The sequence below is a fragment of the Psychrobacter sp. AOP3-A1-26 genome, assembly GCF_052378235.1.
GTDB lineage: Bacteria > Pseudomonadota > Gammaproteobacteria > Pseudomonadales > Moraxellaceae > Psychrobacter.
In genome coordinates this window covers 1-25,707 of sequence record NZ_JBQSXN010000045.1, presented here as the reverse complement: position 1 = coordinate 25,707, position 25,707 = coordinate 1, and the positions used below count along the sequence as shown (strand labels likewise).

The window sequence follows — 25,707 nt, the reverse complement described above, 5'->3', positions numbered from 1 at the left end:
TAGTAGGAATCCCCTTCACTTTTAGGGTGGGGAGGAAGTCAAGAATTAGCGGTTGTTGTCTTTTACCTTGTTTGAAGACACGCCCTAGCTATTTTAAATAATCATTGAGCAGTATTAACGGTAGCCAGTTTACTCAAAGCGAATAGGGTTTGAGCAAACCTGTCTAAAGGAAATAAGTGCGATTATGTCCAGTGTCCCATCACCCATGGCATCAACCTCCAGTCATCACTACGAAGACAACTCCATCACTGACGGTTTAGTACTGCCACTTGCTGGTCATTGCTTTCATTGCGGTGATCCAGTCCCACAACCGCCGTTTCATGCTGAAATACTAGGCAAGTCTCGTGAGATGTGCTGTATGGGCTGTCAGTTAGCGTCAGAGAGTATCGTAGAGGCTGGGCTTGAGCAGTATTATCTGGATCGCTCAGAAATTAACCGCACGGCCAGCTTACCGACGCAGTTGACGCGTCTCGAAGCTTATGACCATGACGAAATCAAATCACAGTTCGTCTATGCGCAAGACGGCATGTCGGTTGCAGAGTTGTCTGTCAATAACTTACGTTGTGCGGCCTGTACTTGGTTGATTGAATCGCGGTTAGATGAGCTGGATGGTATCAGTCAATGTCAGGTCAATTTAACCAATCAGCGTATGCGCGTGATTTGGGATGAGAGCAAACTGCCTATTAGCCGTATTCTCGCGGTTATTAATGAGATTGGCTATGAAGCCAAGCCTTATCGGCAGGATACCCACGAAGCCATGCTGGCGCGACATAACAACCAAATGCTAGTTCGTTTAGGCATCGCCGCATTGGGTTCGATGCAGGCAATGATGTATGCAGTGCCGATGTATTTTGGCGCGAGCAGCGATATGTTGATATTTCAACGTGATTTTCTGCGCTGGGTATCGTTATTCGTCAGTACACCGGTATTCTTTTATGCTGGCGTTCCTTTCTTCACCTCAGCATGGTCAGCGGTTCGTGCGCGTCAAGTCAATATGGATGTGCCGGTTAGTATTGCTTTGATTGTAACATTCTTTGCCAGTCTTTATGCCACTATCACTGGACAAGGGGAAACCTATTATGAATCGGTCAGCATGTTTATATTCTTCTTACTGGCTGGACGCTATATCGAGCACAATGCGCGCCTAAAAGCAGCCAGTATGGCCAATGATTTGGTGGTGGTTGAGCCAGTATTGGTACAAAAAATTGCAGAAGATAAAGAAGCTGCTGAACGTATTTTGCAGCGACTAGAACAAAATGTACTTAAGCAACAAGCCTTTGATAAGCAGTCTGAACAAACCATTAATCAGGCGGAGGGTTTGGCTGTTGATAAAGTAACTACTATAGTTTTATCAAAGTCTGTGCCTGACTTTATGCAGAGTATGGATAGCAATATCCATCAGTTGACATCGGATATCGCCCAAAAATGGCAGCAGACGAAAAACCAACCAGCCGACCCCTCAAAACTAGATGCGCTCTCAAATGTAGAAGGCGACGCGGAAGAAAAGAAAATGGTAACCGCTCATAGCTTACAGGTGGGTGACATCATTTTGGTTGAGGCTGGCTCGGAAATTATCAGTGATGGTATTTTGCTGAGTCAGGCTGCCACAGTATCGCAAAGCTTGCTAACGGGCGAGGGCGATTTAATCATTAAGTCGCAAGGGGATTATATCGTTGGCGGGGCGCAAAATGATAGCCAACCGTTTGAGATGTTGGTGACAGCGCTGCCAGAAGACAGCCAAATTGGTCTGATTGATCGGCTGATGAACCGTGCCATGAGCGAAAAACCCAAACTGGCACAGCAAGCAGATAAGCTGGCACGTTGGTTTGTTGCACGGATTTTAGTGCTGTCAGCCTTGGTGTTTATTGGCTGGTACATTGTCGATCCAAGCCAAGCGATTTGGGCAACCGTTGCTGTATTGGTTGCGACATGTCCTTGTGCGCTGTCTTTGGCGACACCGATTGCGCTCACGGTGGCGACCAATCGACTGGCAAGCTATGGGTTTTTGACCACGCGTGGACATACGCTACAAACTTTAGCAGAAATCACCCATGTGGCTTTTGATAAAACAGGTACGCTGACTTATGGCAAGCCTAATTTATTGAATATTGCGCTAGTAGAACCTATAGAGCAACATAAAGCTTATGAGGTGAACGATTTTGGAAATGCCGAACCATCTGAGCAAAAAGATCATCTATTAGCAATTGCCGCGGCACTAGAGGTAGGCAGTCGGCATCCGATTGCGCATGCCTTGCTAACCGCTGCCTATCAGCTGCATCTACCAGCCACGCAAGCATTACAGCACTATCCAGCTGGTGGCGTTGAAGCTATGATTGATGGGGTGTTATATCGCATCGGTCATGTGGATTTTGCCTTAGACAGCACTAGTAATCCCACTGCAAGCAATGATTTTACGATTGACTTGGCCGCTGAGCGAGCAAGCTCAGCAGTGGTACTATCTTGTCAGAAAACTTGTCAGAAAAATGAATCAGCCACTTGGCAAGCGCTGGCGTGTTTTTATTTTAATGACAAGGTGCGTGATAGCGCCAAATCGATGCTCGATACACTAAAAGGGCTGGGGATTGAATCGGTGATGCTGACAGGTGACCCAAGCCCGCAAGCAATGGTAATGGCGGAAACTTTAGGTATGCAGTCCGCTTATAATGGTCTATCACCAACAGACAAGGTTAACCATATTCAGCAGCTGCAAGCTAACGGTGCAGTGGTGCTGATGGTCGGCGATGGTATCAATGACGCACCCGTATTGGCAGCAGCAGATGTCTCAACCTCGATTGCTGGCGCGGCAGATTTGGCGCAAGTATCGAGTGACAGTATTATTTTAAACGGACAGATTGAGGCCATTACTGCGGCCAAGCGTATCGCTAATAAAACGGAGCGCATTATCAAGCAAAACTTCCGCTGGGCACTTATTTATAATGGCAGTGTATTAATACCAGCGGCTTTAGGTTATGTACCACCTTGGCTCGCTGCTATTGGTATGTCGCTAAGTTCATTGTTTGTGGTGCTAAATGCGCTGCGCTTAAAACGTGCTTAATAGCATTTTTAGGTGTATGGACACTTTTTATATGATAGTTAAAGTACTTTAAGAACGCTACGATACTGCTTGTATAGTTTTTTTGCAGCCCCTGTCTGCGAAGGCACAGCAAGCAAGAAAAAACTATACAAGCGGTATGTGGTGTATCGACACTACTTTTTACTGATTATATTTAACTTTACCCATAAAAAAACCGTCTTAACTATATATAAATAGTTAAGACGGTTTTAGTTTTTATGCAGAATTTTTATTGATTGGCTTATTAACTTAGTCTTGTAAGTAGCTAAGCAAGCGCATAAATTCGATATACATCCAGACTAGTGTTGCAAGTATACCAATACTGAATAACCATTCATAGTCCTCAGAGACACCCATGGCAACGCCGCGATCAATGTTGTCAAAATCTAACAAGAGCGTGAAAGAGGCGATAACGATCACAAATAAGCTAAAACCGATAGCAATAGCGCCACCTTCAAACAAGAAAGGCAGGCTTGAACTAAACACCAAAGAAAGTACCCACTGTGCCACATAAACGAGCATGATAGCAATCAATGCTGAGGTTACAATGGAGCGGAATTTTTCGGTAACCTTAACCAGACCTGAGCGATATAACCCTAGCATGACCGCTGCAGTCACAAAGGTTGCACACATAGCGGTGACCGGTACGGTTGGATACATTCTCATAAAGAACAGTGAGATACCACCTAAAAATATACCTTCTAAGAGGGCGTAAGGTACCGCGAAAGTTTTGGCTTTCTGTGGTTTAAAGGTAATAAAGATGGCGAGACCAAAAGCGGCAAACATACTACCAAAGGCTGCCATGGTGATAAAACCTTGCGATAGACCAGCCATTAGTGCGTAAAAGAAAAAACCCACACCAGTGATTGCTGATAATCCAAGTAATAGACTGGTCTTTTGAATCACGCCCTTGACCGTCATTGGATTACCGCCGATCGCAAGTTCTGCGCGACTGACAATAGGATTGGCCATACATGTGTCCTTAATAATAAAATATAAGTAATATAGATGTCAGCTACTTTAGCAAAACCGCCATTATTGTCAACTGTGTTTACGTGACAGCCATCAAGGCTTCGCGTCACTCAACAACCATCTAAATAGCCGATTGGCTCATAGATAAAACGACCTTGTGTAGCCAAACAAACACGTTTGAAAATAGCGTGTGATGGCTTGTATATTGGGTCGATTACGACAGTTAACAACGATAAATCATAAACATGCTAGTCTAAGCGCTCATTTATCGCTATCATTACTCTGTATTTTACCGTTATACCGAGTCGTTTTATGGAAAACTCAGCGCAGTCTGCGAGATTGCCACATTTACATGAGTCAGAGCTGTTCCACGCTATCAAAAACCCCGCTTTTAGGCGCATTGGGCTGATGGGGCGCGCCGGCAAGCGCAGTGTCACTCAAAGTTTGGTACAAATTGCGCAAACCATCAATGAGATGAATCTCACATTGATTATGGATGTGCAAACAGCTAATTTGCCCACACTGAATTTTACTGAGATTGAAAAAGTCAAAATCGTTAAACGTAGCCTAATTGGTGAGATTTGCGATTTAGTCATCGTCGTTGGCGGTGATGGTTCGATATTGCACGCCGCTGAAGCACTGGCGCGTTACCGTGTACCCGTACTCGGCGTCAACCGTGGTCGTTTGGGGTTTTTAGCCGATGTAAAGCCTGATGAAGCTGAGTTTAAACTACGCCAAGTATTGATGGGTGATTACCAGTTGGATCATCGGTTTTTATTGACCATGGAGATACGAGAAGGGCGCAATATCATCCATGAAGACATGGCGCTCAACGATGTGGTGTTGCATGCTGGTAAATCCGTGCATATGATTGATTTTCAGATGAAAATTGACGGTCAAGATGTCTATCGTCAGCATAGTGATGGTTTAATCGCTGCCACGCCTACTGGCTCGACCGCTTATGCATTGTCTGGCGGTGGCCCTATCATTCATCCGAGCATGGATGCCATTTGTCTAGTGCCTATGCATCCACACACCTTGTCTAGTAGGCCAATCGTGGTCAGTGGTAATAGTGAAGTGTGTATCCGCATCCATGAAGACAATCGTACACAGCCGATGGTCAGTGCAGATGGCAAGCCAAGTGTGCCACTTGAGCAAGAGCAAAGGCTCTACATACGCAAGCATCCTGATAAATTAACCTTGTTGCATCCGCCAGGGTTTGATTTTTATGAGGCGTGCCGCACAAAGCTGCACTGGAACGTCCATGCCGAAGAATTCAGTCTGGATGTCGATGATGATATTATGGATGATGAATAAGCGTGGCTGTTATATAAAAACATTATATGGAATATATGATAGAAAACAATGGTGGAGAGTAGGCAAGATGGATAAACAAACGATATTAGCAAGCTTAACGCCAGAAGTGGTTAAAAAATTTCGTCTGGCAATTGAGCTTGGCAAGTGGCCTGATGGTCGCAAATTAACCGCTGAACAGCGTGACACTTGTATGCAAGCGGTAATGGTGTGGGAGCATGAGCATCTACCACCTGTCGAACGTACTGGCTACATTCATAAACCCGTAAAAGATGATGGTTCTATCGTTGGCGCTGAATGTGATGTCGAACATGAGCATCATTACCCGAATATGCCCAATCCTAAAGGTGCGGTGCAACCCGTCAAGTTTCGTAATAAATAGACTTCCGAATAAAGTCAGCCCCAAAAAAATCCACGCTATGATAGCGTGGATTTTTTGTTATTCGATTAAAAATTAAAGCGCGGTAGTATCAACACTTGGACGTACGGTTAATGGGTTTTTTTCCATCAAAAACCCTTGCCAGCCCCAATGTAAAAAATTGCGGATATTGGCATGATCCGTACCCTTAGGGGTGGCTTGAATTTTGGTGTAATGTTCACCAAATAGTTTTAGCGTATCTAATTGATTAAGACCATGGTGCTTGGCAAAGCCAAAAATCTTCGCACTGTCTTCGTTTTCACCCGCTGCATTATGTACCATGCCGTTGACAAAAGGGGCAGGTGCATAGCGATAAAAATCATCAATAAAACTGATGACATCATTGAATCCAATGGCTTTTTTATTTAAACCATTAAGTAGAGCCGATACGTCTGATTGGCGGATACTCATAAATAAATGACCTCAGAGCAGATTAATAAAGCAAAATATAATACGTATAAAAATACAGTATTATAAAAGTAACATGCTTTTATATGCTCAATAATTATTAGTAATTAAGCGTTAAGTCTTACAGCTTAGCGATTAAAGTAGTCTTCGTCATCAAATGAAGGCGCAAAGTTGCCTTGCTCAAGATGCTGCATTTGCGACTGTACAGACCGCTCATGCTGAATACGTTGATAAATCTCTTCGCGGTGTACGGCAATATCTTTTGGTGCATTTACACCAATACGTACTTGATTGCCTTTGACACCTAGGACAGTCACACTGACCTCGTCACCAATCATTAGCGTTTCGCCCACGCGGCGTGTCAAAATTAACATGCGTCACACTCCTTATGTCGCATCAAAAAATTATTACTCATCTGATTACTTCTCAATTGCAGGACATCACCGCAGCACTAAATATGCATTATATTCATAAAACACATTGCTAGACGCTATGCCTAAACTTGTACCAATAGCGGCAATGATAGGTAGATTCATTTAGCCCAAATGAAAGCCTCATTATAGGCGGCATAACAGATGCTGTCACGAGTTTTCACAAAACTATTGGGTTAATACTTACCCTAGCAATAATAAAAAATAAAATAGGATCTAAAAAGACCCTATTTTATTGATATTTTGTTGATAGTAGCTCTGTATCGTTTTAAAGTAAATCCGCTATATCACAGACCAGGGATTGTGCTATCACCGTCTTCACGATCCAGCCCAAAGGCGGTGTGTAATGACTTAACCGCTTTTTCTAGGTGTTGGTCTTGAATAAGGACAGATACTTTGATTTCACTGGTCGATATCATTTGGATATTGATATTGTGTTCGGCAAGGGTCTGGAACATGAGGCTAGCAACGCCTGCATGTGAGCGCATGCCAACACCTACTAACGAAACTTTGACAACTTCGCTATTACCCAATATTTCTTTGGCACCAATCTCATCTTTGACTTCGTCGTTGAGCACTTTCATGGTCTTGTCTAAATCAGTGCGATTGACAGTAAAAGTAAAGTCTGTGGTGCCATTGTCCGATAAGTTTTGCACGATCATATCGATTTCGATATTGGCGCGACCAATGGGGCTTAAGATAGCAGAGGCAATACCAGGGTGATCAGGTACGCCGCGTACTACAATTTTTGCTTCGTCTCGGTTAAACGCGATACCTGAGATAATTGCCTGTTCCATACTGTCTCCTTCGTCTATCGTAATTAGGGTGCCGACATTGTCTTGAAAGTCTTGGTCAAAGCTGCCATCGGTATTTTCATCAAAGCTAGATAACACACGCAGCGGTACACCATACTTACCCGCGAACTCTACTGAGCGAATCTGTAAAATCTTAGAGCCAAGGCTTGCCATCTCAAGCATCTCTTCAAAGGTGATTTTTTCAAGCTTTTTGGCTTTTGAAGTGACGCGAGGGTCCGTGGTATACACGCCATCGACATCGGTGTAGATTTGACATTCATCCGCACCCAAAGCTGCGGCAACCGCGACACCTGTAGTATCAGAACCGCCACGACCTAATGTGGTTGCATTGCCTTGCTCGTCGATACCCTGAAAACCGGCCACGATAACGACATTACCTGCATCTAATTGCTCACGGATATTTTTGTCGTCAATGCTTTCGATACGTGCTTTATTATGCTCACCATCGGTTTTGATAGCCACCTGACGGCCAGTCAATGAGCGAGCACCAACACCAAGCTCTTTAATCGCCATCGCAAGCAATGAGATAGAAACTTGCTCACCCGTTGAGACCATTTGATCGTATTCACGTGGATCAGGTTGAGTGCTAATTTGGCGAGCCAGATCAATCAAACGGTTGGTTTCGCCGCTCATGGCAGAAACCACAACGACCACTTGATGACCGTTGTCATGCCAGCGTTTGACTCGTTTGGCGACGTTTTTTATGCGGTCGATACTACCCATCGAGGTGCCGCCGTATTTCTGTACTATTAACGCCATAAAAATCTACCTATTATTCATTAATGGACTTTTTTATCATCAAAAAGAATCAATGTGCGGATGTGACCCTCAATCAATGTTTGCATAGATAAAGCCGTATTATAAGAGTTGCGCTCTATGCTTTTTTTATCCAGTGTTGCTTGCTATTAATTTAACACAGAAATGATGCGTTCAAGCGTTGACCTTTATACCATATCTGCATCACAACGTTAAGTACTAGAGCTGCTTAGATGTATGGCGATTGGTTATAAGCGTTATAACCAATCGCGTATTTTACCTATGATAAAACGGCATGAACTCAGTTTAATGGTTAGCCGAGCTGGTCTGCCATCCAAGCAGGTAAGGCTGCGATAACAGCCGCACTGTTACCTGATTTTGGCGCGCCGCCTTGAGCATAGTCGGGCTTACCACCGCCTTTACCGCCAAGTTCGCTTGCCAAATGACGAATGATATCACCGGCTTTCACTTTAGCCGTTACCGACTTTGCCACACTGGCTGCTAGGGCTAACTGCTCGTCTTTATCGCCAATCAAAACGATCACGCTATCAGGCAGTTTGGATTTGATATCATCCATTAGCGTACGGATTGATTTGCCATCGATACCGCTTAGCGTACTGATGAGCACGGGAGTGCCAGCGATAGTCTGAACGTCGTCTAGCAAACTTGCTGCTTGGGCGCTGGCCATTTTTTGTTGCAAACGCTCTAGTTGTTTTTCTAAATCGCGCTGCTTGTCAGCCATGGTGCGTACACGCTGTGCAACGTTAGGGCGTTTTACTTTTAAATGACTGGCCAGCTCACTTAACTGTTGCTCGCTTTGTTGAATATTTTTTATCGCGTTCATGCCAGTGACCGCTTCAATGCGGCGGATACCAGCAGCGATACCTGATTCGCTAGTGATTTTCAAGACACCAATATCACCAGTACGCTGCACATGAAGACCGCCGCACAGCTCGATAGAGAAAGGCTTACGTTGACCATCTATGATGCTGTCTGTGCCCATAGTCAGCACACGCACGTCACTGCCATACTTTTCACCAAACAATGCCATAGCACCCTGATTCATGGCCTCATCGATAGACATGTGCTCGATGCGGGCAGGGGTGTTGGCTTGAATTTGCTCATTGACCAGACGCTCAATACGGCTAATTTCAGCGCCACTGACTGGCTTGTCGTAAGAGAAGTCAAAACGCAATACGTCGCTTGATACTAGCGAGCCTTTTTGCGTGACTTCTTCCCCTAGTACTTCTCGTAATGCTGCATGCAATAGGTGCGTGGCGGAGTGGTTTTTGGCGCTAGCAGCACGGATGCTCGATAGTACTTGTGCTTCTGCCGTCTGATTGGGTGTGATTTCACCCATGGTAATGACACCATAGTGAATAATGGCTTGACCAGATTTTTTGGTGTCTTGAACTTCAAAGACGCCCGTCTCGGTACGAATTTCGCCCAGTTCACCAACCTGACCACCGCCTTCGGCATAAAAGGGTGTACGGTCAAGAACAATAACGCCTTCCATACCTTCGTTTAAGCTTTTAGTTGGATTGCCGTCTTGATATAACGCATCAATTGTCACACCTTCTGCTGCAAGCTGCTCATAGCCAACAAACGTCGTTGGGTTGTCTACTTGAATGACACTACTATAGTCAACATCGAATTTACCCGCATCACGCGCGCGTTCACGCTGCGCTTGCATATGCTCATCGAATTCAGTCTCATCGATGACAATACCGCGCTCACGAGTGATATCAGCGGTCAAATCAAGCGGAAAGCCATAAGTATCATATAGCTTAAATGCTGCCGCACCAGAGAGCACATCGCCATCTTGCAAATCCTCAAGCTCACTGGCGAGTAAACGTAACCCTTGCGCTAAGGTTTTAGCAAACTGTGCTTCTTCTTTTTGAATGGCGTTTTCGATGACGCTTTGTTTGTCTTTTAGCTCAGGGTAGGCCGAGCCCATCTCAGCGACCAGTGGCGTGACCATTTTATAAAAGAAGTCGCTGTCTGCGCCAAGCTTATTACCATGACGTACAGCACGGCGAATCACGCGGCGCAGCACATAACCACGACCCTCATTACTTGGTGTAACACCATCAGCGATTAAAAATGCCACCGCACGAATATGGTCGGCAATCACCTTTAACGAGGATTGTTGCTGGTTTTCAATACCTAAAATCTGAGCGGCAGCATCCATCAAATGCACAAATAAATCTATCTCATAGTTGCCATGCACGCCTTGCATGATGGCGCTAATACGCTCAAGCCCCATACCAGTATCGACACTTGGCGCTGGTAGCGGTAGCATCGAGCCATCTTTTTGACGATTAAACTGCATAAACACACAGTTCCAAATCTCGATATAGCGATCGCCGTCTTCTTCAGGTGTGCCCGGTAGACCGCCTTCGACGTCTGCACCGTGGTCATAAAACACTTCAGTACAAGGACCACAAGGACCGGTATCACCCATGGTCCAAAAGTTATCAGACGCATAAGGTGCGCCTTTATTATCACCAATATGGATAATGCGCTCAGCTGGGATGCCGATGTCCTTATTCCAAATCTCAAACGCTTCGTCATCGGTTTCGTAAATGGTCACATATAAGCGGTTTTTATCAATTGCTAACCACTGATCCGAGGTCAAAAACTCCCAGATATATTCAATACCTGCTTGTTTAAAGTAATCACCAAAAGAGAAGTTGCCGAGCATCTCAAAGAACGTATGATGACGTGCAGTGTAGCCGACATTATCCAAGTCATTGTGCTTGCCGCCAGCACGTACGCATTTTTGCGACGTTACAGCGCGGGTATAGTCACGTGGCTCCATACCCAAAAAGGTCTCTTTGAACTGATTCATACCGGCATTGGTAAACAACAATGTCGGGTCATTGTGTGGAATCAAACTAGACGATGAGACTGGGGTATGCTGTTTGCTTATGAAAAAATCGAAAAAAGCTTGGCGAATATCGGCTGAGCGAAATGGCTGGCTCACAGCGGCTCCTTACTGACGGATAGGATTGAGTAGGTTAAGTAAAATAATTTTGCAAGCGATTTTAGCATAAACGCCCAAGCTCTTGGTACAAGAGTTACAACAGCTAGGTTGTTGTATAGAAACAGCCTATATTTTAATTAACCAAAAAATATATATTAAAGCAAGGATCAGTTGGTGAAACAAAGGCTAATTGGTTAAAATCGCTGCATCCGTCTTGTCCAGTTTGTCTTGTATCAATGGATTGGATTCAATCACCTGTACTGGCAAGTAGCGTAGTTGCAGTTTAATCGGAAGGTAGTCAGGAAAATTCTCGGTCATATCTTGGGTAATAATCATTTCAATCTGCTGGACATCATAGGAGCTGGGCGTGGTTTCACCGCGAATAACCGCACGTACCACTTGATTCTCATCGCCGGTGTCGAATTGCGTATTGGTCAGCACGTTGCCCTTATCGTTAAAGTAACTATTGATGGCTTCTTTTACGCTACTCTCGAACACTTGCTGCTTGGCGTTGGTTTGCAAATTAATGGTCAAATAGGCTCCTAATCCACCCAACAGTAATAAGGTCACTGCATTGCGACGCAAAAAGGTTAAATAGGTGCTTGATTTATAATCGTCATCGACCAAGCGGCGAAAGCCCAATAACCAAAGTACTAAAGCATTGGTAAACTGAATAGCAATAATATTGGTTAAGGCCAATAGCAGTGCGCCAAGGCCAAGCTGCGTCTCGCCATTGGCAAATAATATTCCACTTGCAGCAAGAGGCGGCACCAACGCAGTGGCTACTGCTACACCGACAACAGCGACCGAAAGGTGCGGCGAGACCATCGCATAAGCACCAGCAGTGCCACCTGCGAGAGCAATCATTAAGTCCATAGAGGTTGGCTGGGTGCGCGACAATATTTCTGCCGTCAATGGCTGGTCTTTGTGTAGCCATCCGACGATAAAGCCCACCACTACCACCAATGATATGCCGATAATAACGGTAATAAGTGACTTGCGCAGCAGTGGCATGCGGTGATCAATAATTGCTAAGGCGATTCCAGTGATAGGGCCTAACATCATAGCAACTAACATGGCCCCAATAACCACTGCTGCTGAGTTGGTCACTAAGCCATAGCTGGCGATGATGGCAGAAAGTATATTCATAATGAAATACATTTTACTAGGCAGAGCATTGGCTTCAATTCTTACCCGCACTTCTGGATAGTCTACTTTTTGGTTGCTAAACTGTTCGGCGACAAACTGTTTATAAGACTCAAGTTTGGCTTCTTTTTGTTCTTGAACTTCCTCTTCTTGCTTCTCCTGCTCGTCCAACTTACCTTTTACTGTAGTGTCATTATTTTGCTCAGTAACAGAAAGCTCCTCTTCAGAAGCTACATTTTCTTGCTCACTTGTATTTTCTAACTTTAAGGACTCTTGAGGACCTTCGTCTAAATTATTATGAGAAGGAATGGCGGCGTCAACTGACGATTCCTGAGCCTGTATAGTAGGCGAGCCTTGTTGCGTAGAAGGTTGAGTGTTAGCAGTGTCAGTACTATCTGTTTCTACACTGCTCTCGGTACTAGCACCCATTTCGGTAGCAGTAAGCGTTTTTTCCTGAAAGAATGATTCCTTAGACCTTAAGGTTTCGTATTCTGCGTTTTCGTTAGTAGGTTGAGCTTCGGGTTTAGACGTCTCTAATGTTGCAACCACTTCATCAGGACCGAGTGATTCTATCGCTATTGTCGTCTCAGGTGGTTGAGCACCAGCCATGTCCTCGTCCAACTCACTGTCGAATTCACTCTCATCATCAGTCTCTGGATGCTCTAAAGCATCAGCATTGTCTAATATAGCCTTGCCTTGCTTTTGGGTAGGGCGGTCAGCGTTCACTAAAGCAGCTTGCTGGTCTGAATAGTTGGTAACGCCTGATGAGCCCTTGGAATGTGGTGGCTCATTAGAGTGGTTTTTTTCGGATGAGGTCATAGCGGATAGCTTTCTTAACGAATAACAGAAAGTCATTATTGTAATGATAAATAAGAAGCGATGTATGAGTTTTTTGCGGATAAATGAAGAGAGCTGTCGTTGCAATACAATCGTCGAAAATTGAATATAAGTATATTAAAAATTGAATATAAAGGTCGTAAACGAGGCAGTAAAAACGTCATTATAAAACCATAACTATAACATGGTTTATGTGTGTAGTCTCCTAATATAACTGGCTTGAGGGTCTAAAAGAAAAGGCTTACTATTTGTGTGGGTTTAGTGTATAAAGTACTTATACCCACACAAAAAATGAGGAATACATCATGAACTGGCCATTATTCTCTGTTATCTATTCAATTGCCGCAACCGTCACCATCGGTGTATTCATGATTGGCGCTTTGGTTACAGGATTTAACCAAATTCCGCATATTCAAATGGCGGTAGCAGCAGGCTTTGTATTGTCTATTCCGGCAGCATTATTTTTCACCAAAAAAGTCGGTAGTATTACTGGCAAAGAAGAAGGGTATAAAGCCTAAGACAGAAAATAAATAGTATAAAATCTATATTTGGCCATAAAAAAAGACCTTGATAATCAAGGTCTTTTTTTGTCTCTCGTTTATGATGAATTATTTAAGCTCAACAGTTGCGCCATTTTCGATATTGGCATAAACCTCTAACACATCCCAGTTGGTCAAACGCACACAACCTGCTGACGCTTGGCGACTGATGCCCTCAGGCTTCGGTGAGCCATGTAGGCCATACGACGGTTTAGACAAGCCCATCCATACGACGCCGACAGGGTTGTTTGGACCTGGTGGTAGCATATGCACTTTTTTATCCGCGCCATTACCAACGGTTGCTTTATACCAAGGCATTTTTACTTTATTGACAATTTTAAAGCTGCCTTGCGGGGATGGCGTAGCATCACTACCGACAGTGGTCGGATAAGTAGCCACTAGTTGGTTATCATTATAAGCATATAAGGTTTTATCTGCTTTGTTAGCGACGACACGGTTTATGCGTTGGTTGAGCGGAGCACGGGTATTAAGCACCGTAATGGTCTCACCCGCTTTATAGTTTTTATTTGTATTTAGCTTATCTAGGTAGCGCACATCCATATGGAAGCGTTCGGCTAGCATCTCTTTGATGTCTTGATAATACAGCCCTTTCATTTTTGACTTCGCTTCTGAGCCAGCAGGAGTGGTCGCAAAGTTGGTTTTTATATCGTCTTCGGTTAGGGTATAAGTCACTAACACCGGCTTATCGGTAGGAATTTTTTTAATCAATGCATCCCACGTTTTTTGATCCATCTTACCAGTGGCTGGCAAGCCTTTCATGGTCTGAAAGTTGATAAGGGCTTTTTTGCTATTCATACCCCAGCCACCATCAATAGGGCCAGGAGAAGCATGGTTCCAGTCGAGCAAAGCCTGCATCTTAATAGTCATCGCTGAGTTGACTTTCATATTCGGTGACCAAGCTGCATCATTAACTTGTTTGGCATAGCTTGACAAGTTTAGCGTGGTGTATCTTTTACCATTTTTGTCTTCGATATTTTTGATGGTAGGGTCATCACTAAAGTCTTGACGTTTTTCGTTGTCAGGTAATTCAAAAGCCAGCGGGTCAGATGAGTCGATAGAGGAGACATCGCTAGGGGCTGCGACGGCTTGACCGTCACTAATATCATCAGTGCTGTCAGATTGCTCATCTTTGCGAGTCAGTTCTTCTGCGCTCATGTTATCAGCGGTCGTCGCTGTTGGCTCGGTCTTTGACTGCGCATCTTGCTTGGCATCGATCAGCTGTGTCATACGATCAGCTGGTTTGGTTTTTTCAGTATTTGGCTTTTCAGCATTTGATTTGTCAGAACTTGGCTTGACAGCAGGACGAGCATCGATTGAGCTACTACGGTTTTCTTCCACATTAAGGCTAACTTTCTTAGCGAGGTTAGGCATTGTATCCGCGGTGCGCACTGGCAATGTGCGGGTATCGTCGGTGGGGGCGGCAAGCGCGCTAACACTGGCACTAACGACAGCGATAGATATAGCGGTAATAAGAGGCTTTATTTTCATCATATTGAATCACTTGTGGTGGCTACTAATGCGGCTATTATGCGCATAATTTGGAAGCTTCGCAAACTTTTGATACATCTTTTTTCAACTAAAACACCCCAAACGTCAACTGTTGACGTATTCACTACAGTTGGGCAATAACTTAGCGAAGGTGTGTATAGGATGCTATTCGATTTATACCAAAAACGTTTAGGGGTGTTGAACATACGACCCTGGCATTGACAGTAGCTATTTGTGAATGTTCAATACATTTTAATCTTTATGATCTAATCTCTATAATGTTTTTTTGGCACAAAAACGCAAATATTGGCGCAACTTAGCGTTTGCGTCTATAATGTATAAAGAGTTTTTTATTTAATAGATCAGCTTTTAACCCAAAGCGATTTAACCCACCCACATGTAATCAGCAAGCATGCAGTCAGCAAGGTGCGATATGTCAGACGACCAAACAATGAGCGCAGAAGAATTTCAAAATCAATACTTCAATGATGATGAGTCACAAGGTTTAGACAGTGATAAGGCGTTCGATTTGGAGGCGGGGTTTCTTGGTGAAGACGAGCAATTTGTCAACTTGCATGCAGAGTTAGAAGAAGCACGCGAGCAACTGGTTAGTATTCGTGATTTTATTCGTTTTTCGGTCACCCAATTGCGCAACTATGACGTGGTCGTCGCCCAAGGAACCACCGATGAGTTCGCTGAAGCCTCTGCCATCGTTTTGCACTCTCTATCATTAGATTGGTCAGCCAATGAGCAGATTCTTGATTGTCGCTTGACCACATCAGAGAAGCAATTGGTACTCAGTCTGCTAGAAGAGCGTATCGCTGAGCGCAAGCCGTTAAGCTACTTAATTAACTTGTCTTACTTCTGTGATTTGCCATTCTATGTCGATGAGCGCGTGCTTATCCCGCGCTCACCTATCGCCGAATTGATACGTCAGCAGTTCCATCCGTACTTCGATGTCAATGAGCTGGCCAAACCACTCGGCATTAGCATCAATGAGCAAGCAGCCGCATTTTACGATCACGGTTTAGAGGTCAAGCAACTGTCACAGCCTGAGCGCATTTTGGACTTATGTACTGGCTCTGGTTGTATTGCTATTGCCTTGGCAACGCGCTTCGTTGATGCGCTGGTCGATGCGGTTGATATTGATAAAGGTGCGCTACAAGTGGCGATGGTTAACGTCGACCATCATGACCTTGGCCATCAGGTCAATGTGATTGAGTCAGATTTATTTGCCAAGATTCCTGCCGAAAACCAATACGAGCTTATCGTTACCAATCCGCCGTATGTCGATGCGGCTATTATGGCAGACCTACCACCTGAGTTTTTGTACGAGCCTGAGCACGCACTAGCCGCGGGTCAAGATGGCCTAGATTTGGTTCATCGTATTTTATTTGAAGCACCAGACTATCTAAGCCCAGAAGGTTTGCTGATCTGTGAAGTGGGCGATAGCGAATGGGCATTAAAACAAGCCTATCCTGAAATCCAGTTCGATTGGCTGAAATTTGCTCATGGTGGTCATGGTGTCTTTGCGATTACTTATGATGAACTCGTGACACATCGCCAGCTGTTTGCCGCTTATGTACAGTTATTAGATAGCATTCAATAGAACCATCGAGATTAGCGCTATCATCAATCAAAAATTGACTTCATTTGTTTAAGGATAAATATGGCAGGCAATAGCATTGGGCAAGTATTCACGGTCACCACGTGCGGCGAGTCGCATGGGGCAGGCCTCATGGCCATCGTCGATGGCGTGCCACCCGGCTTAGCATTATGTGAAGATGACTTGCAAATAGATTTGGATCGCCGCAAGCCAGGGTCGTCTAAGTACTCGACTCAGCGCCGCGAATCTGATGAAGTTGAGATTATCTCTGGTGTATTTGAAGGTAAAACCACGGGCACGTCTATCGGTCTGTTGATTCGCAATACCAATCAAAAATCCAAAGACTATAGCGAAATCAAAGATACGTTTCGCCCTGGTCATGCTGACTATACTTATAGTATGAAGTATGGCTTTCGTGACTACCGTGGCGGTGGTCGCTCATCAGCACGTGAAACTGCCATGCGCGTCGCAGCTGGCGCTATCGCTAAGAAATACTTGCAAGACCGCTTAGGTGTGCAAGTCCGAGGTCATGTTACGCAAATTGGTTCTGAATATAGTGAAGTGCTAAATCCAAGTCAAATCGACTGGGATTTTGTCAATAGCAATCCGTTCTTCTGTGCAGATAAAGAAGCGGTTGCCCGTTTTGAGATATTGATCGACAGCTTGCGCCGTGAAGGTACTAGCTGCGGGGCGCGTTTAGAAGTAATCGCCAGCGGCGTACCTGTTGGATTGGGTGAGCCGGTATTTGATCGCTTAGACGCAGATATTGCCCATGCGATGATGAGTATCAATGCGGTAAAAGGGGTTGAGGTTGGTGACGGAATGGCCGTGGCAGGACAGTTCGGTCATCGCTCGCGTGATGAGCTGACGCCAGATGGCTTTACCGCCAACCATGCGGGCGGTATCTTGGGTGGCATCTCGTCAGGACAAGATATTCGTGTCAGTATCGCGCTAAAGCCAACTTCTAGTATTACGACGGCTGGCAAGAGTATCAATACCAAAGGGGAGTCGGTCGATATGCTGACCAAAGGTCGTCATGATCCTTGCGTGGGGGTACGAGCCACGCCTATCGCTGAAGCTATGCTAGCGATTGTATTGCTCGATCATTATTTACGCCATCGCGGTCAAAATGCGGATGTAGTAGCGCCGGTTGAGTCGATTACTTAGGTGAATAGTTAAAAAGCTATATCGTAAAAATATCAGCCCTTTATCGCTTCTAATTAAATATCATTAGCAGCGACAAAGGGCTTTTTCATGGCTAATTGATGACATGCCCTAGAAAGTTAATAACTTAATCGATAGAGTTTAACCCGTAAATGATGAAAAGCCTTAAGCCGCTATTTGGTAATAGTCAACCGCCACACATTGCTGATGACGAAATATCAATAGCAGATGTTGACTAGGAATGGCTAGCCAATGTCCAAACTCAAGACTGTCGATGCCTTGATTTGATAAATTTTGCGTACAATCGTGACGGCTATATCCTAAGTAGTTTTCTATGATTTGGTTTTGAGCAAGAAGGTTTGGCATGGCTTTTCTATCCTTAATATTAATGATAAATTTGAATAACAGCATCATAAAATAAAGAGATAGAAAACCTGTGTAGGAATGATGAAAATTCTATGGATTATCATAATTTTTTATTCTTTAGCCAAAGGTAGGGTTAAGCTAACCATGACACCAGAACGCTGATTCTCATCAGTACCAATTTTATCGTTATTAGCATTGACGTTATTAATAGTTACCTGACCTCCATGATGTTCAATCACTTGCTTCACTAAAGTTAAACCAAGTCCCGAGCCTTTTTTGAGGGTGCTACTAGCCATGCTAGGTGGCGCTTGCTTAACGCCTTGTGCTGAATCCTCATTTGACGAATATTCTGATAAATGATTTGATGGATTATAAGCAGGTTGGCTCTGATGCGATAAGCTGAAATAACGGTCAAACGCTTTGTCAACGGCATAGTTAGGCAGCAATTTACCATCGTTAAAGATGTCAATGGTCACATTTCGCGCGGTACTATTTTGCGCTGAACTATGTTGCGTAATGCTGTGCAGATAAATAACGACTTTGCTATCAGCAAAATGGATGGCATTATCCAATACATTTTGCAGTACTTGTACCAACCAAAACTGGTCAGCGAAAACGCTGGTATTTGCCAAGATATCTGGTGATAAAAGGGTTGTTTCAGTAACCTGCTTTTCGTCAAGATAGATATCGATAGCTGGCAAGTGTTGCTGTTGCAACTTAGCAGCGTTGTCTTTTGCGAGGGTCCGTAATAATGGTAATAAAGGCGTCAGCTGCCGATTCAGCTTAAAGGTTGGTTGCTCAACCTTAGCAAGCAGCAGTAATCGATCAATTAGCTGCTGCATTTTGATACTTTGTTCACCGATGGATTGGATCAGCATCTGTTGATCTTCTTCATCAAGTCCGTCATCTTCTAGCAACTCACTACTAGCGCGAATGGCGGTTAAGGGACTTTTGAGCTCATGGGTAAGCGTATGGACATAATCGGTGACATAAGCGCGGTTTTCCAATCGATGCTTCATAGATTCAATGGTATCTGTCAGGCTATTGAGTTCATGACCTAAGTAAAAATACGGCTTTTTGGTATCTTCTGCTAGCGCACTGGTGTATTGGGTCACTAAACTGATGCTTTGCTTGAGCCACCATGCGACCAATCCTGCTAATATAAGAGCGGCAATACTCATGAATAGCGCTGTGATAAGCATACGATTGCGCGTATTGTCCAAATAAGGCAACACGCTAGCAATAGGTTTACCGACGCTGACCACACCAATCAGATGACCAGTTTCATCCTTGATTGGCTGCGCCACATACATAATTGTACCATCGCGCTGATTATAATCTCGCGTGGTACTTCTCGCGCCATACTGACCTTTTAAGGTTAAGTACACATCATTCCAGCGACTGTAATCTCGCCCTTCGTCATTGTCAGGCTCGGGTAAAGAGTCGTATATGACCAGGCCTGTATCATCCGTTACGTATATCCGAAAGCTACTATAGCTTTTGTTTTTATACTCTGGGTCTTGAGTTTTACCAACCGCTGGCATGCCAATAAATGCCGCATCAAGTCTTACTTGATAGACACCATCGTATAGCTGCCCTGAAGATAGTGGCATTTGCAAACTTGCCGCGAGCAGCTTACTGGTATCTAATAAGGTATCTTCCATGACTTGCTGTGCTGTCGGTTTGATATAACCAAACAGCTGAGTAAAGACGACCATACCGCAAATGATGAGTACGAGAGCAACTGCTAACCAAATCCTAAAAAATATACTCAAATTGAGTAGTCGTTTTGGCTCTGTTATTTGCTGTGCGGTGCCAATAGGATGCAATTTTGCATACCAGTTACTTTGGCTAACATGCTCGTTAATACGGTTATGGGTGTTTTGATTCATATTATTAGGCGTGTTCTTTGACGTTATAGAAAGTCAGTTTTAATCAAAATACGACTATGGGCATGCAGCTAGGCGGGGCACAATGCATAACCGAGGCCACGATGTGTATGTATCACCTCAACACTAGGGTCGATGGTCGCTAGCTGCTTACGAATTGACTTAACATGGCTATCTATCGTCCGCGCTAAGCGATGATCGGGATAATCGCTGACAGCATTGAGTAGCTGTTCACGGCTGAATACTTGGTTGGGCGCTTGTAGCAAGGTCAATAAAATTTTGCGCTCTGTGTTACTCAGCTCTAGCTTTTGCTCCTGCCACATTAACGAGTAATTAAGCGGTTGGTAGTGCCAGATGCCAGATTGGCATTCAAAGGTTAACGCTTGCCCTGACATATTATGCGAAGAGGCTGGATTTGCTGTATCGTTTGTCTCTATGGTAGTAGTCTGCTGCGAAAGCAAATGCTCACGTCGCCAAATGGCTTTTAGACGGGCAACCAATTCTCGTGGGCTAAAAGGCTTGGCACAGTAGTCATCGCCGCCCATCTCTAAGCCTAAAATACGATCGACCTCATCGCTACGCGCCGTCAAAAATACGATAGGGATATCCTTTAAAGCATCAATATCGGCTGTATGACGTATTTGTTGGCAGAGGCTAAGACCATCACCATCTGGTAACCCAACATCCAATATGATCGCTGATAAATCTTTTGCCTCATCGCTATGTAGCATCGGTAGGACGCTACTGGCATTATCTAGCCACGTAATGTGCCAACCTTCACGCTTGCAAGTGACTTTAAGCGACATCGCAATAGCAGGGTCATCCTCTACCAATAAAATATGGGTCATAGGTTTTATATCACTATATAAGATAAGAAAATGGCTTAAGATACATAACTCATTTATGTCTAACCATTATACGAACATTGAAAAACAAGAGTAGGGCGTCATACAATGGTTAACGTATTGAGTATAAACCTACTGAATGATCGTAGCATAAAAGCCGTTCTAGCTTTTGGACCCAGTAAGTAAATGATGTGAAAAATTGATGAAAATTGGGGTTGTTAGCGAATAGTTTTTCTGACTGGCGGTTTTGTTTAAAGGCTGTAGAATAATCAGCAGTTTGAAAATAATACCAAGATAAAATATGTTGCAACGATATATCTCGTTAAGAATATAGAGTTGTTATGACTATAAAGGAAATTAGGCTATATGAGCAATTATTTAGATGCTGTGATTGTTGAGCATAATCCATCGCAAAAAAAAATAGATAGAGCCGTTATTTGGTTGCATGGCTTAGGTGCAAGCGGTCATGACTTTGAGCCAATCGTTCCGCAGTTAGGGCTGGCTGATAATATGGCCGTACGTTTTATCTTTCCACATGCGCCTAAGCGTGCAGTGACCGTCAATGGTGGAATGGTAATGCCGGCGTGGTATGACATTATAGAGATGAGCCTTGAGCGTAAAATTGATGTTACTCAGATTGAAGAGTCTTCTCAGCAAATAAGAGAATTAATCAGCCGTGAGCTAGAGCGTGGCGTGTCACCTGAGCATATTGTTATTGCAGGATTTTCACAGGGCGGAGCAGTGGCTTATCATGTCGCGCTCAGCTATCCAGAGCGCTTGGCTGGATTGATGACGCTATCTACTTATCTAGCGACTAATGACAATATCAACTATAGTACTGCTAATAAAAACATACCAATATTGATTGAGCATGGTACGCATGACCCCGTCGTTCCTTCTGTTTTGGGTGAACAGGCGCAGCAGCTACTATCAGAGAAGGGCTATAATGTTGTTTATCATACTTATCCGATGGCACATCAGGTTTGTATGCCGCAGATTCAAAATATCGGTAAGTGGCTAAATAAAGTTTTAGCTTAGCCCAATAGGCTGTAACGTAATGTAATAGGGGCTTATTACAGCTTGAAACCTGAGCTATATATCGTATATAATAGCCAGTCTTATTGGGGATGTTCTGGCTTCGACGCTGGTGATGAAACTCAATGATGCATGTCGAGAGTATATGTCCTCTCGTTAATCCAACATATATTGTTATAGTCGCAAACGACGAAACTTACGCTCTAGCAGCTTAAACCCTGCTTACTTGGTTGCTGATCACCTACAGTTGGTCAACTAAGTTGAAGCGTCCGCATGTAGGCTCGCCACAAGTGATTGTCTCAATTGCTTGGGTTCAAAAGTAGAGAATCGTCCAATCCATCCTGACTGTCGGATCGGTGCGGACTAAAACTAAAGACAGAAACTAAACATGTAGATTCATGAGCGTAATGCTGGCGGACGCGGGTTCAACTCCCGCCATCTCCACCAAATATTGTTAAAGAAGTCAGTCACTTAGGTGGCTGGCTTTTTTTTGGTTTAATCTTTCTATTAGCTACTATAGTCAAAGTATATAATGAAAGCTTTTGCCTCGGGCTAGTTTGGTATAGGTGTCAAATCACGCTTATCGATCCAACCAAATTTAGTACCATTTTTATAAGATACTTGTACCCAATCTTCATTTTGGTTGACGGCTTCAATCGAATCACCTTTAATATAGTAATTTGGTGATGATCTAGACTCAAAATCCTCTGTTAGTATCTCTGCTTTCTCTGATATGACAGTATATTTAGTAGGAGGCGAAGGACATTGACCAAGGATATCATTTTCGGAATTTTGAACCTCTAAATCTTCTGGCTCAGCGGTAGGGCTAGATACATTATAATCCGTTAGATGTTCGCAATAAAACGCATTATTACCCATATACCCCTTCACTATTACTTTTGCAATCTTCCATTCATCATTATCTAATGTAAAGTAATAGTCTTTATATGGGTAGCCTCGACTACCAAAATATGTTGATAAAATAAAGCCTGTACTATTAGTGCGCGGGGAAAGGCTGCTGAAGTAAAATAACCCATCTTCAGTATAATTAATACTATTTAAACTCAGCATATATTTATCATTAGGCACTCCTAAATATACGACCAAGTCGTTTCCTTGATAGCCACTTCCGCTTGAATTTAATTTATTAATATGAGTAATAACTTTATCATCAATGCCATCTCCATTGATATCAAAAGTGAAGATCTTATGTGTTTTTTTCTCATGCTTTTCTACAATATCTGTAAAAGAAAATGATTTAGGATCTTCCTTTATGTACTCCCCATCAATCAGATAAATATGGGTGCTACAACTCTTACCTGTATTATCTATAACTTTAATGGCGTTAGCGTCGGCTTTAGTATTTGCAGTTATCGACTCAATACCCCCACAATGCCATTCAGCTATTTCAAACATATAAGTGTGTAAAAATCCACTATCATCAAACAGAATAGCGTTGTATGTCAGATATTCTTCTGTTGTCGCAGGTAATATCAAAATTTGCCTATTAGCATCATTAGAGAAAACACTAATTCTCTTTAATGCACTTTTTAAATCTACTTCATAAGTATAATTAAAACGCCCATCAAACCCTTTGCTGACAACGCTACCATTCATTATTAAGGTTAAATCAGACTCATCATCACCAAATAGGTTGATAGAGATGGCAGTATTATCATGTCTAATGTCAATTTTATCCTGACTATTATCATAGACTATGGATGGATTTATTTTATTAAAAATAAGCGGGTTACTGTTATCCTCTAAGAGAGAGCTGTTTTCAATATTCGTTATGACTGTATTGTCATTTTTAATATCAGTTTTATTGATAGCATCATCGTTTGTATTAGTATCACCGTAGTTATTTGTGCATGATACTAATACAAAAATGAAAAAAAGAGTGATTATTATTCTCACTGTAGATCCCTTGTATTTAAGATACATTAGGTATGCCTGATTTTTGCTGTACTTTGTTGCAACCTTCTTTCTTCTTCAGACATCTCGTCATAAGTCTTTGAACCGCCCCGGGATTGTCGGAGACTTAATATTCTGAGAGAATACGACAATGAAAAAACAAACCTACACTCCTGAGATGAAAGAACGCGCCGTTCTCATGCTGATTGAAGCGTCGAGCGATTACCCCTCCACATGGTCAGCCATTTAAGCCATTGCCCCTAAGATTGGCTGCACACCTGAAACCTTACGATCATGGCATAAAAAGCACATCGATCAAACTATTCCTGCCTCAGTGCAAGCGCAAAGTGACAAAGAGCGCATCAAAGCGCTTGAACGCGAGAATAAAGAGCTTAAACAAGCTAATGAAATTATACGCAAGGCTGCGGCTTTTTTCGCCCAGGCGGAGACGGGCCGCTGACTAAAACCATGATTCAATTCATCGACGACAATAAACATCTTTATGGGATCGAGCCAATTTGTAGAGTATTACCGATTGCCCCGTCAACCTATTATCGTGCTAAAGACTTGGAGAGCTGCCCTGAAAAGCGCTCATTACGCAGTCAACATGACGACTATTATATCAGTGAGATTAAACGCATCTGGCAGGACAGTAAATGCCGTTATGGTGTCCGTAAGGTATGGCAGCAGATGAAATCTGACGGGTTAAAGGTTGCTCGTTGCACCGTAGAGCGTTTAATGAGGCAGCATGGCTTACAAGGCGTTTGGCGTGGTAAGGGTAAGACTACCACCAACAGCCGTGACGATCAGAAGCGCGCTGATGACTTGGTTAATCGCAACTTCAATGCGCATCGCCCTAATCAGCTATGGGTGGCTGACTTTACCTATATCAAGACGACAAGCGGCTGGGTATATACCGCTTTTATCATTGATGTGTTTGCTCGCACTATCGTCGGCTGGAAAGTATCGAGTCGCATGAATACCGATATGGTGATGGCAGCATTAAATCAAGCGATAACAGATAGAAACAATCCCAAAGATGTCATTCATCACAGTGATCGCGGGGTTCAGTACTTATCCATTCGCTACACAGATAAGATGAAGGACTCTGGCATCATTGCCTCGGTCGGCACCACAGGCGATTCATACGACAATGCCTTAGCTGAAACGGTCAATGGTCTGTATAAGTCCGAGGTGATTGAGTATCTACAAGAGCAATGGCACGGTGTGAACGATGCTGAACTGGCAACCCTTGAGTGGGTAGACTGGTTTAATAAAACCCGTTTACATGGCACGATTGGATATGTGTCACCCTTTGAGTTTGAAAAGCGGTATTATGATAGTTTAATCCTGTCAGGCATCGCTGCCTGACTCAAGTAAATCACTCTCCGATAAAGTCGGGGCGGTTCATTGTTGTGGTAAACAAGAGTGTAAGGCGTTGCTTATTTTTTTCAACTATTTCCCAATTCTATACAGCCCCTAATATAAGCGACCCCAGTATGGGCAAAAGCGTCAATTTTACCACGGTGTCTACCTTTACTCCAAACACCATAATGCCAACCAAAATCCCAAACTGGAGATCCAGTTCTTGCACTATTGTATGCATCTGGATTAGTTAAGCTCTGCACGCCTGGGTGCGTAGTTCCTTTAACCGATTTAATCAGTTTCTCCCCTAACATTAAAT

Annotated in this window: 18 protein-coding genes, 1 other RNA gene, 2 pseudogenes and 1 other annotated feature; of the genes and pseudogenes, 9 read left to right on the top strand and 12 right to left on the bottom strand. The window is 43.6% G+C overall.

The genetic code is table 11. The features are described from left to right. Nucleotides 1-184: 184 nt before the first annotated feature. Nucleotides 185-3,055, top strand: a complete 2,871-nt coding sequence (locus tag ACT3TU_RS08815; RefSeq protein ID WP_444784288.1) for a heavy metal translocating P-type ATPase — start codon at nt 185-187, stop codon at nt 3,053-3,055. A 267-nt stretch (nt 3,056-3,322) separates the two neighbouring features. Here ACT3TU_RS08815 and ACT3TU_RS08810 read toward each other — a convergent pair whose 3' ends face one another. Beyond that, nucleotides 3,323-4,045: a Bax inhibitor-1/YccA family protein gene (locus ACT3TU_RS08810; protein WP_192522502.1), complete on the bottom strand. Its 723-nt coding sequence runs from the start codon at nt 4,043-4,045 to the stop codon at nt 3,323-3,325. A gap of 312 nt (nt 4,046-4,357) precedes the next feature. Between ACT3TU_RS08810 and ACT3TU_RS08805 the strand changes: the two genes are divergently transcribed. Beyond that, on the top strand, nt 4,358-5,362 hold the full coding sequence (locus ACT3TU_RS08805; protein ID WP_192522503.1) for an NAD(+) kinase: 1,005 nt from the start codon (nt 4,358-4,360) through the stop codon (nt 5,360-5,362). Between the two features lie 67 nt (nt 5,363-5,429). After that, entirely contained in the window at nt 5,430-5,741 is a 312-nt protein-coding gene (locus ACT3TU_RS08800; RefSeq protein ID WP_192529014.1) for a YeaC family protein, read from the top strand. Nucleotides 5,742-5,813: 72 nt separating this feature from the next. Here the strand turns inward: ACT3TU_RS08800 and ACT3TU_RS08795 are convergent, their stop codons facing one another. The 5 genes and pseudogenes from ACT3TU_RS08795 to ACT3TU_RS08775 form a co-directional block, all read right to left on the bottom strand. After that, entirely contained in the window at nt 5,814-6,188 is a 375-nt protein-coding gene (locus ACT3TU_RS08795; RefSeq protein ID WP_192522505.1) for a HopJ type III effector protein, read from the bottom strand. 203 nt (nt 6,189-6,391) lie between these two features. Further along, a pseudogene (gene csrA, locus ACT3TU_RS08790) lies at nt 6,392-6,559 on the bottom strand (carbon storage regulator CsrA); the annotation flags it as partial. Between the two features lie 344 nt (nt 6,560-6,903). After that, nucleotides 6,904-8,190, bottom strand: a complete 1,287-nt coding sequence (locus ACT3TU_RS08785) for an aspartate kinase (protein ID WP_192522506.1) — start codon at nt 8,188-8,190, stop codon at nt 6,904-6,906. 310 nt (nt 8,191-8,500) lie between these two features. Further along, the gene (alaS, locus tag ACT3TU_RS08780) at nt 8,501-11,173 is read right to left on the bottom strand and encodes an alanine--tRNA ligase (RefSeq protein ID WP_444784287.1); all 2,673 of its coding nucleotides are present in this window, start codon (nt 11,171-11,173) and stop codon (nt 8,501-8,503) included. Nucleotides 11,174-11,359: 186 nt separating this feature from the next. Further along, the gene (locus ACT3TU_RS08775) at nt 11,360-13,138 is read right to left on the bottom strand and encodes a DUF389 domain-containing protein (RefSeq protein WP_444784286.1); all 1,779 of its coding nucleotides are present in this window, start codon (nt 13,136-13,138) and stop codon (nt 11,360-11,362) included. Nucleotides 13,139-13,461: 323 nt separating this feature from the next. Between ACT3TU_RS08775 and ACT3TU_RS08770 the strand changes: the two genes are divergently transcribed. Then, nucleotides 13,462-13,674 (top strand): hypothetical protein, encoded by a 213-nt coding sequence (locus ACT3TU_RS08770; protein WP_192522508.1) that lies wholly within the window; start codon nt 13,462-13,464, stop codon nt 13,672-13,674. 90 nt (nt 13,675-13,764) lie between these two features. Here ACT3TU_RS08770 and ACT3TU_RS08765 read toward each other — a convergent pair whose 3' ends face one another. Beyond that, the gene (locus ACT3TU_RS08765; RefSeq protein WP_444784289.1) at nt 13,765-15,087 is read right to left on the bottom strand and encodes a L,D-transpeptidase family protein; all 1,323 of its coding nucleotides are present in this window, start codon (nt 15,085-15,087) and stop codon (nt 13,765-13,767) included. Between the two features lie 550 nt (nt 15,088-15,637). Here ACT3TU_RS08765 and prmB point away from each other — a divergent pair. Next, nucleotides 15,638-16,813: a 50S ribosomal protein L3 N(5)-glutamine methyltransferase gene (gene prmB, locus ACT3TU_RS08760; protein WP_192529017.1), complete on the top strand. Its 1,176-nt coding sequence runs from the start codon at nt 15,638-15,640 to the stop codon at nt 16,811-16,813. A gap of 60 nt (nt 16,814-16,873) precedes the next feature. After that, on the top strand, nt 16,874-17,977 hold the full coding sequence (gene aroC / locus ACT3TU_RS08755) for a chorismate synthase (RefSeq protein ID WP_192522511.1): 1,104 nt from the start codon (nt 16,874-16,876) through the stop codon (nt 17,975-17,977). A gap of 162 nt (nt 17,978-18,139) precedes the next feature. Here the strand turns inward: aroC and ACT3TU_RS08750 are convergent, their stop codons facing one another. The 3 genes from ACT3TU_RS08750 to ACT3TU_RS08740 form a co-directional block, all read right to left on the bottom strand. After that, on the bottom strand, nt 18,140-18,340 hold the full coding sequence (locus ACT3TU_RS08750; protein ID WP_192522512.1) for a hypothetical protein: 201 nt from the start codon (nt 18,338-18,340) through the stop codon (nt 18,140-18,142). 110 nt (nt 18,341-18,450) lie between these two features. Continuing rightward, nucleotides 18,451-20,232, bottom strand: coding sequence for a two-component system sensor histidine kinase CreC (creC, locus tag ACT3TU_RS08745; RefSeq protein WP_192522513.1), 1,782 nt, complete (start codon nt 20,230-20,232; stop codon nt 18,451-18,453). 68 nt (nt 20,233-20,300) lie between these two features. Further along, a complete protein-coding gene (locus ACT3TU_RS08740; protein WP_192522514.1) occupies nt 20,301-21,077 on the bottom strand; it encodes a response regulator in 777 nt (258 codons plus the stop codon). Nucleotides 21,078-21,440: 363 nt separating this feature from the next. Between ACT3TU_RS08740 and ACT3TU_RS08735 the strand changes: the two genes are divergently transcribed. Both ACT3TU_RS08735 and ssrA read left to right on the top strand, forming a co-directional pair. After that, the gene (locus ACT3TU_RS08735) at nt 21,441-22,112 is read left to right on the top strand and encodes an alpha/beta hydrolase (protein WP_192522515.1); all 672 of its coding nucleotides are present in this window, start codon (nt 21,441-21,443) and stop codon (nt 22,110-22,112) included. 85 nt (nt 22,113-22,197) lie between these two features. Further along, nucleotides 22,198-22,556: a transfer-messenger RNA gene (gene ssrA / locus ACT3TU_RS08730) on the top strand. 105 nt (nt 22,557-22,661) lie between these two features. On the opposite strand, the gene ACT3TU_RS08725 is transcribed toward ssrA, so the two are convergent. Next, entirely contained in the window at nt 22,662-24,026 is a 1,365-nt protein-coding gene (locus ACT3TU_RS08725; protein WP_318779279.1) for a GW dipeptide domain-containing protein, read from the bottom strand. 148 nt (nt 24,027-24,174) lie between these two features. On the opposite strand from ACT3TU_RS08725, the pseudogene ACT3TU_RS08720 reads away from it, so the two are divergent. Next, nucleotides 24,175-25,394: pseudogene (locus tag ACT3TU_RS08720) on the top strand (IS3 family transposase). Further along, nucleotides 24,450-24,566 (top strand) — a sequence feature (AL1L pseudoknot). (Overlaps the previous pseudogene by 117 nt.) Nucleotides 25,395-25,474: 80 nt before the next feature. Here ACT3TU_RS08720 and ACT3TU_RS08715 read toward each other — a convergent pair. After that, nucleotides 25,475-25,707: hypothetical protein (locus tag ACT3TU_RS08715; protein ID WP_444784285.1), on the bottom strand; the 233-nt coding region annotated here is incomplete at its 5' end.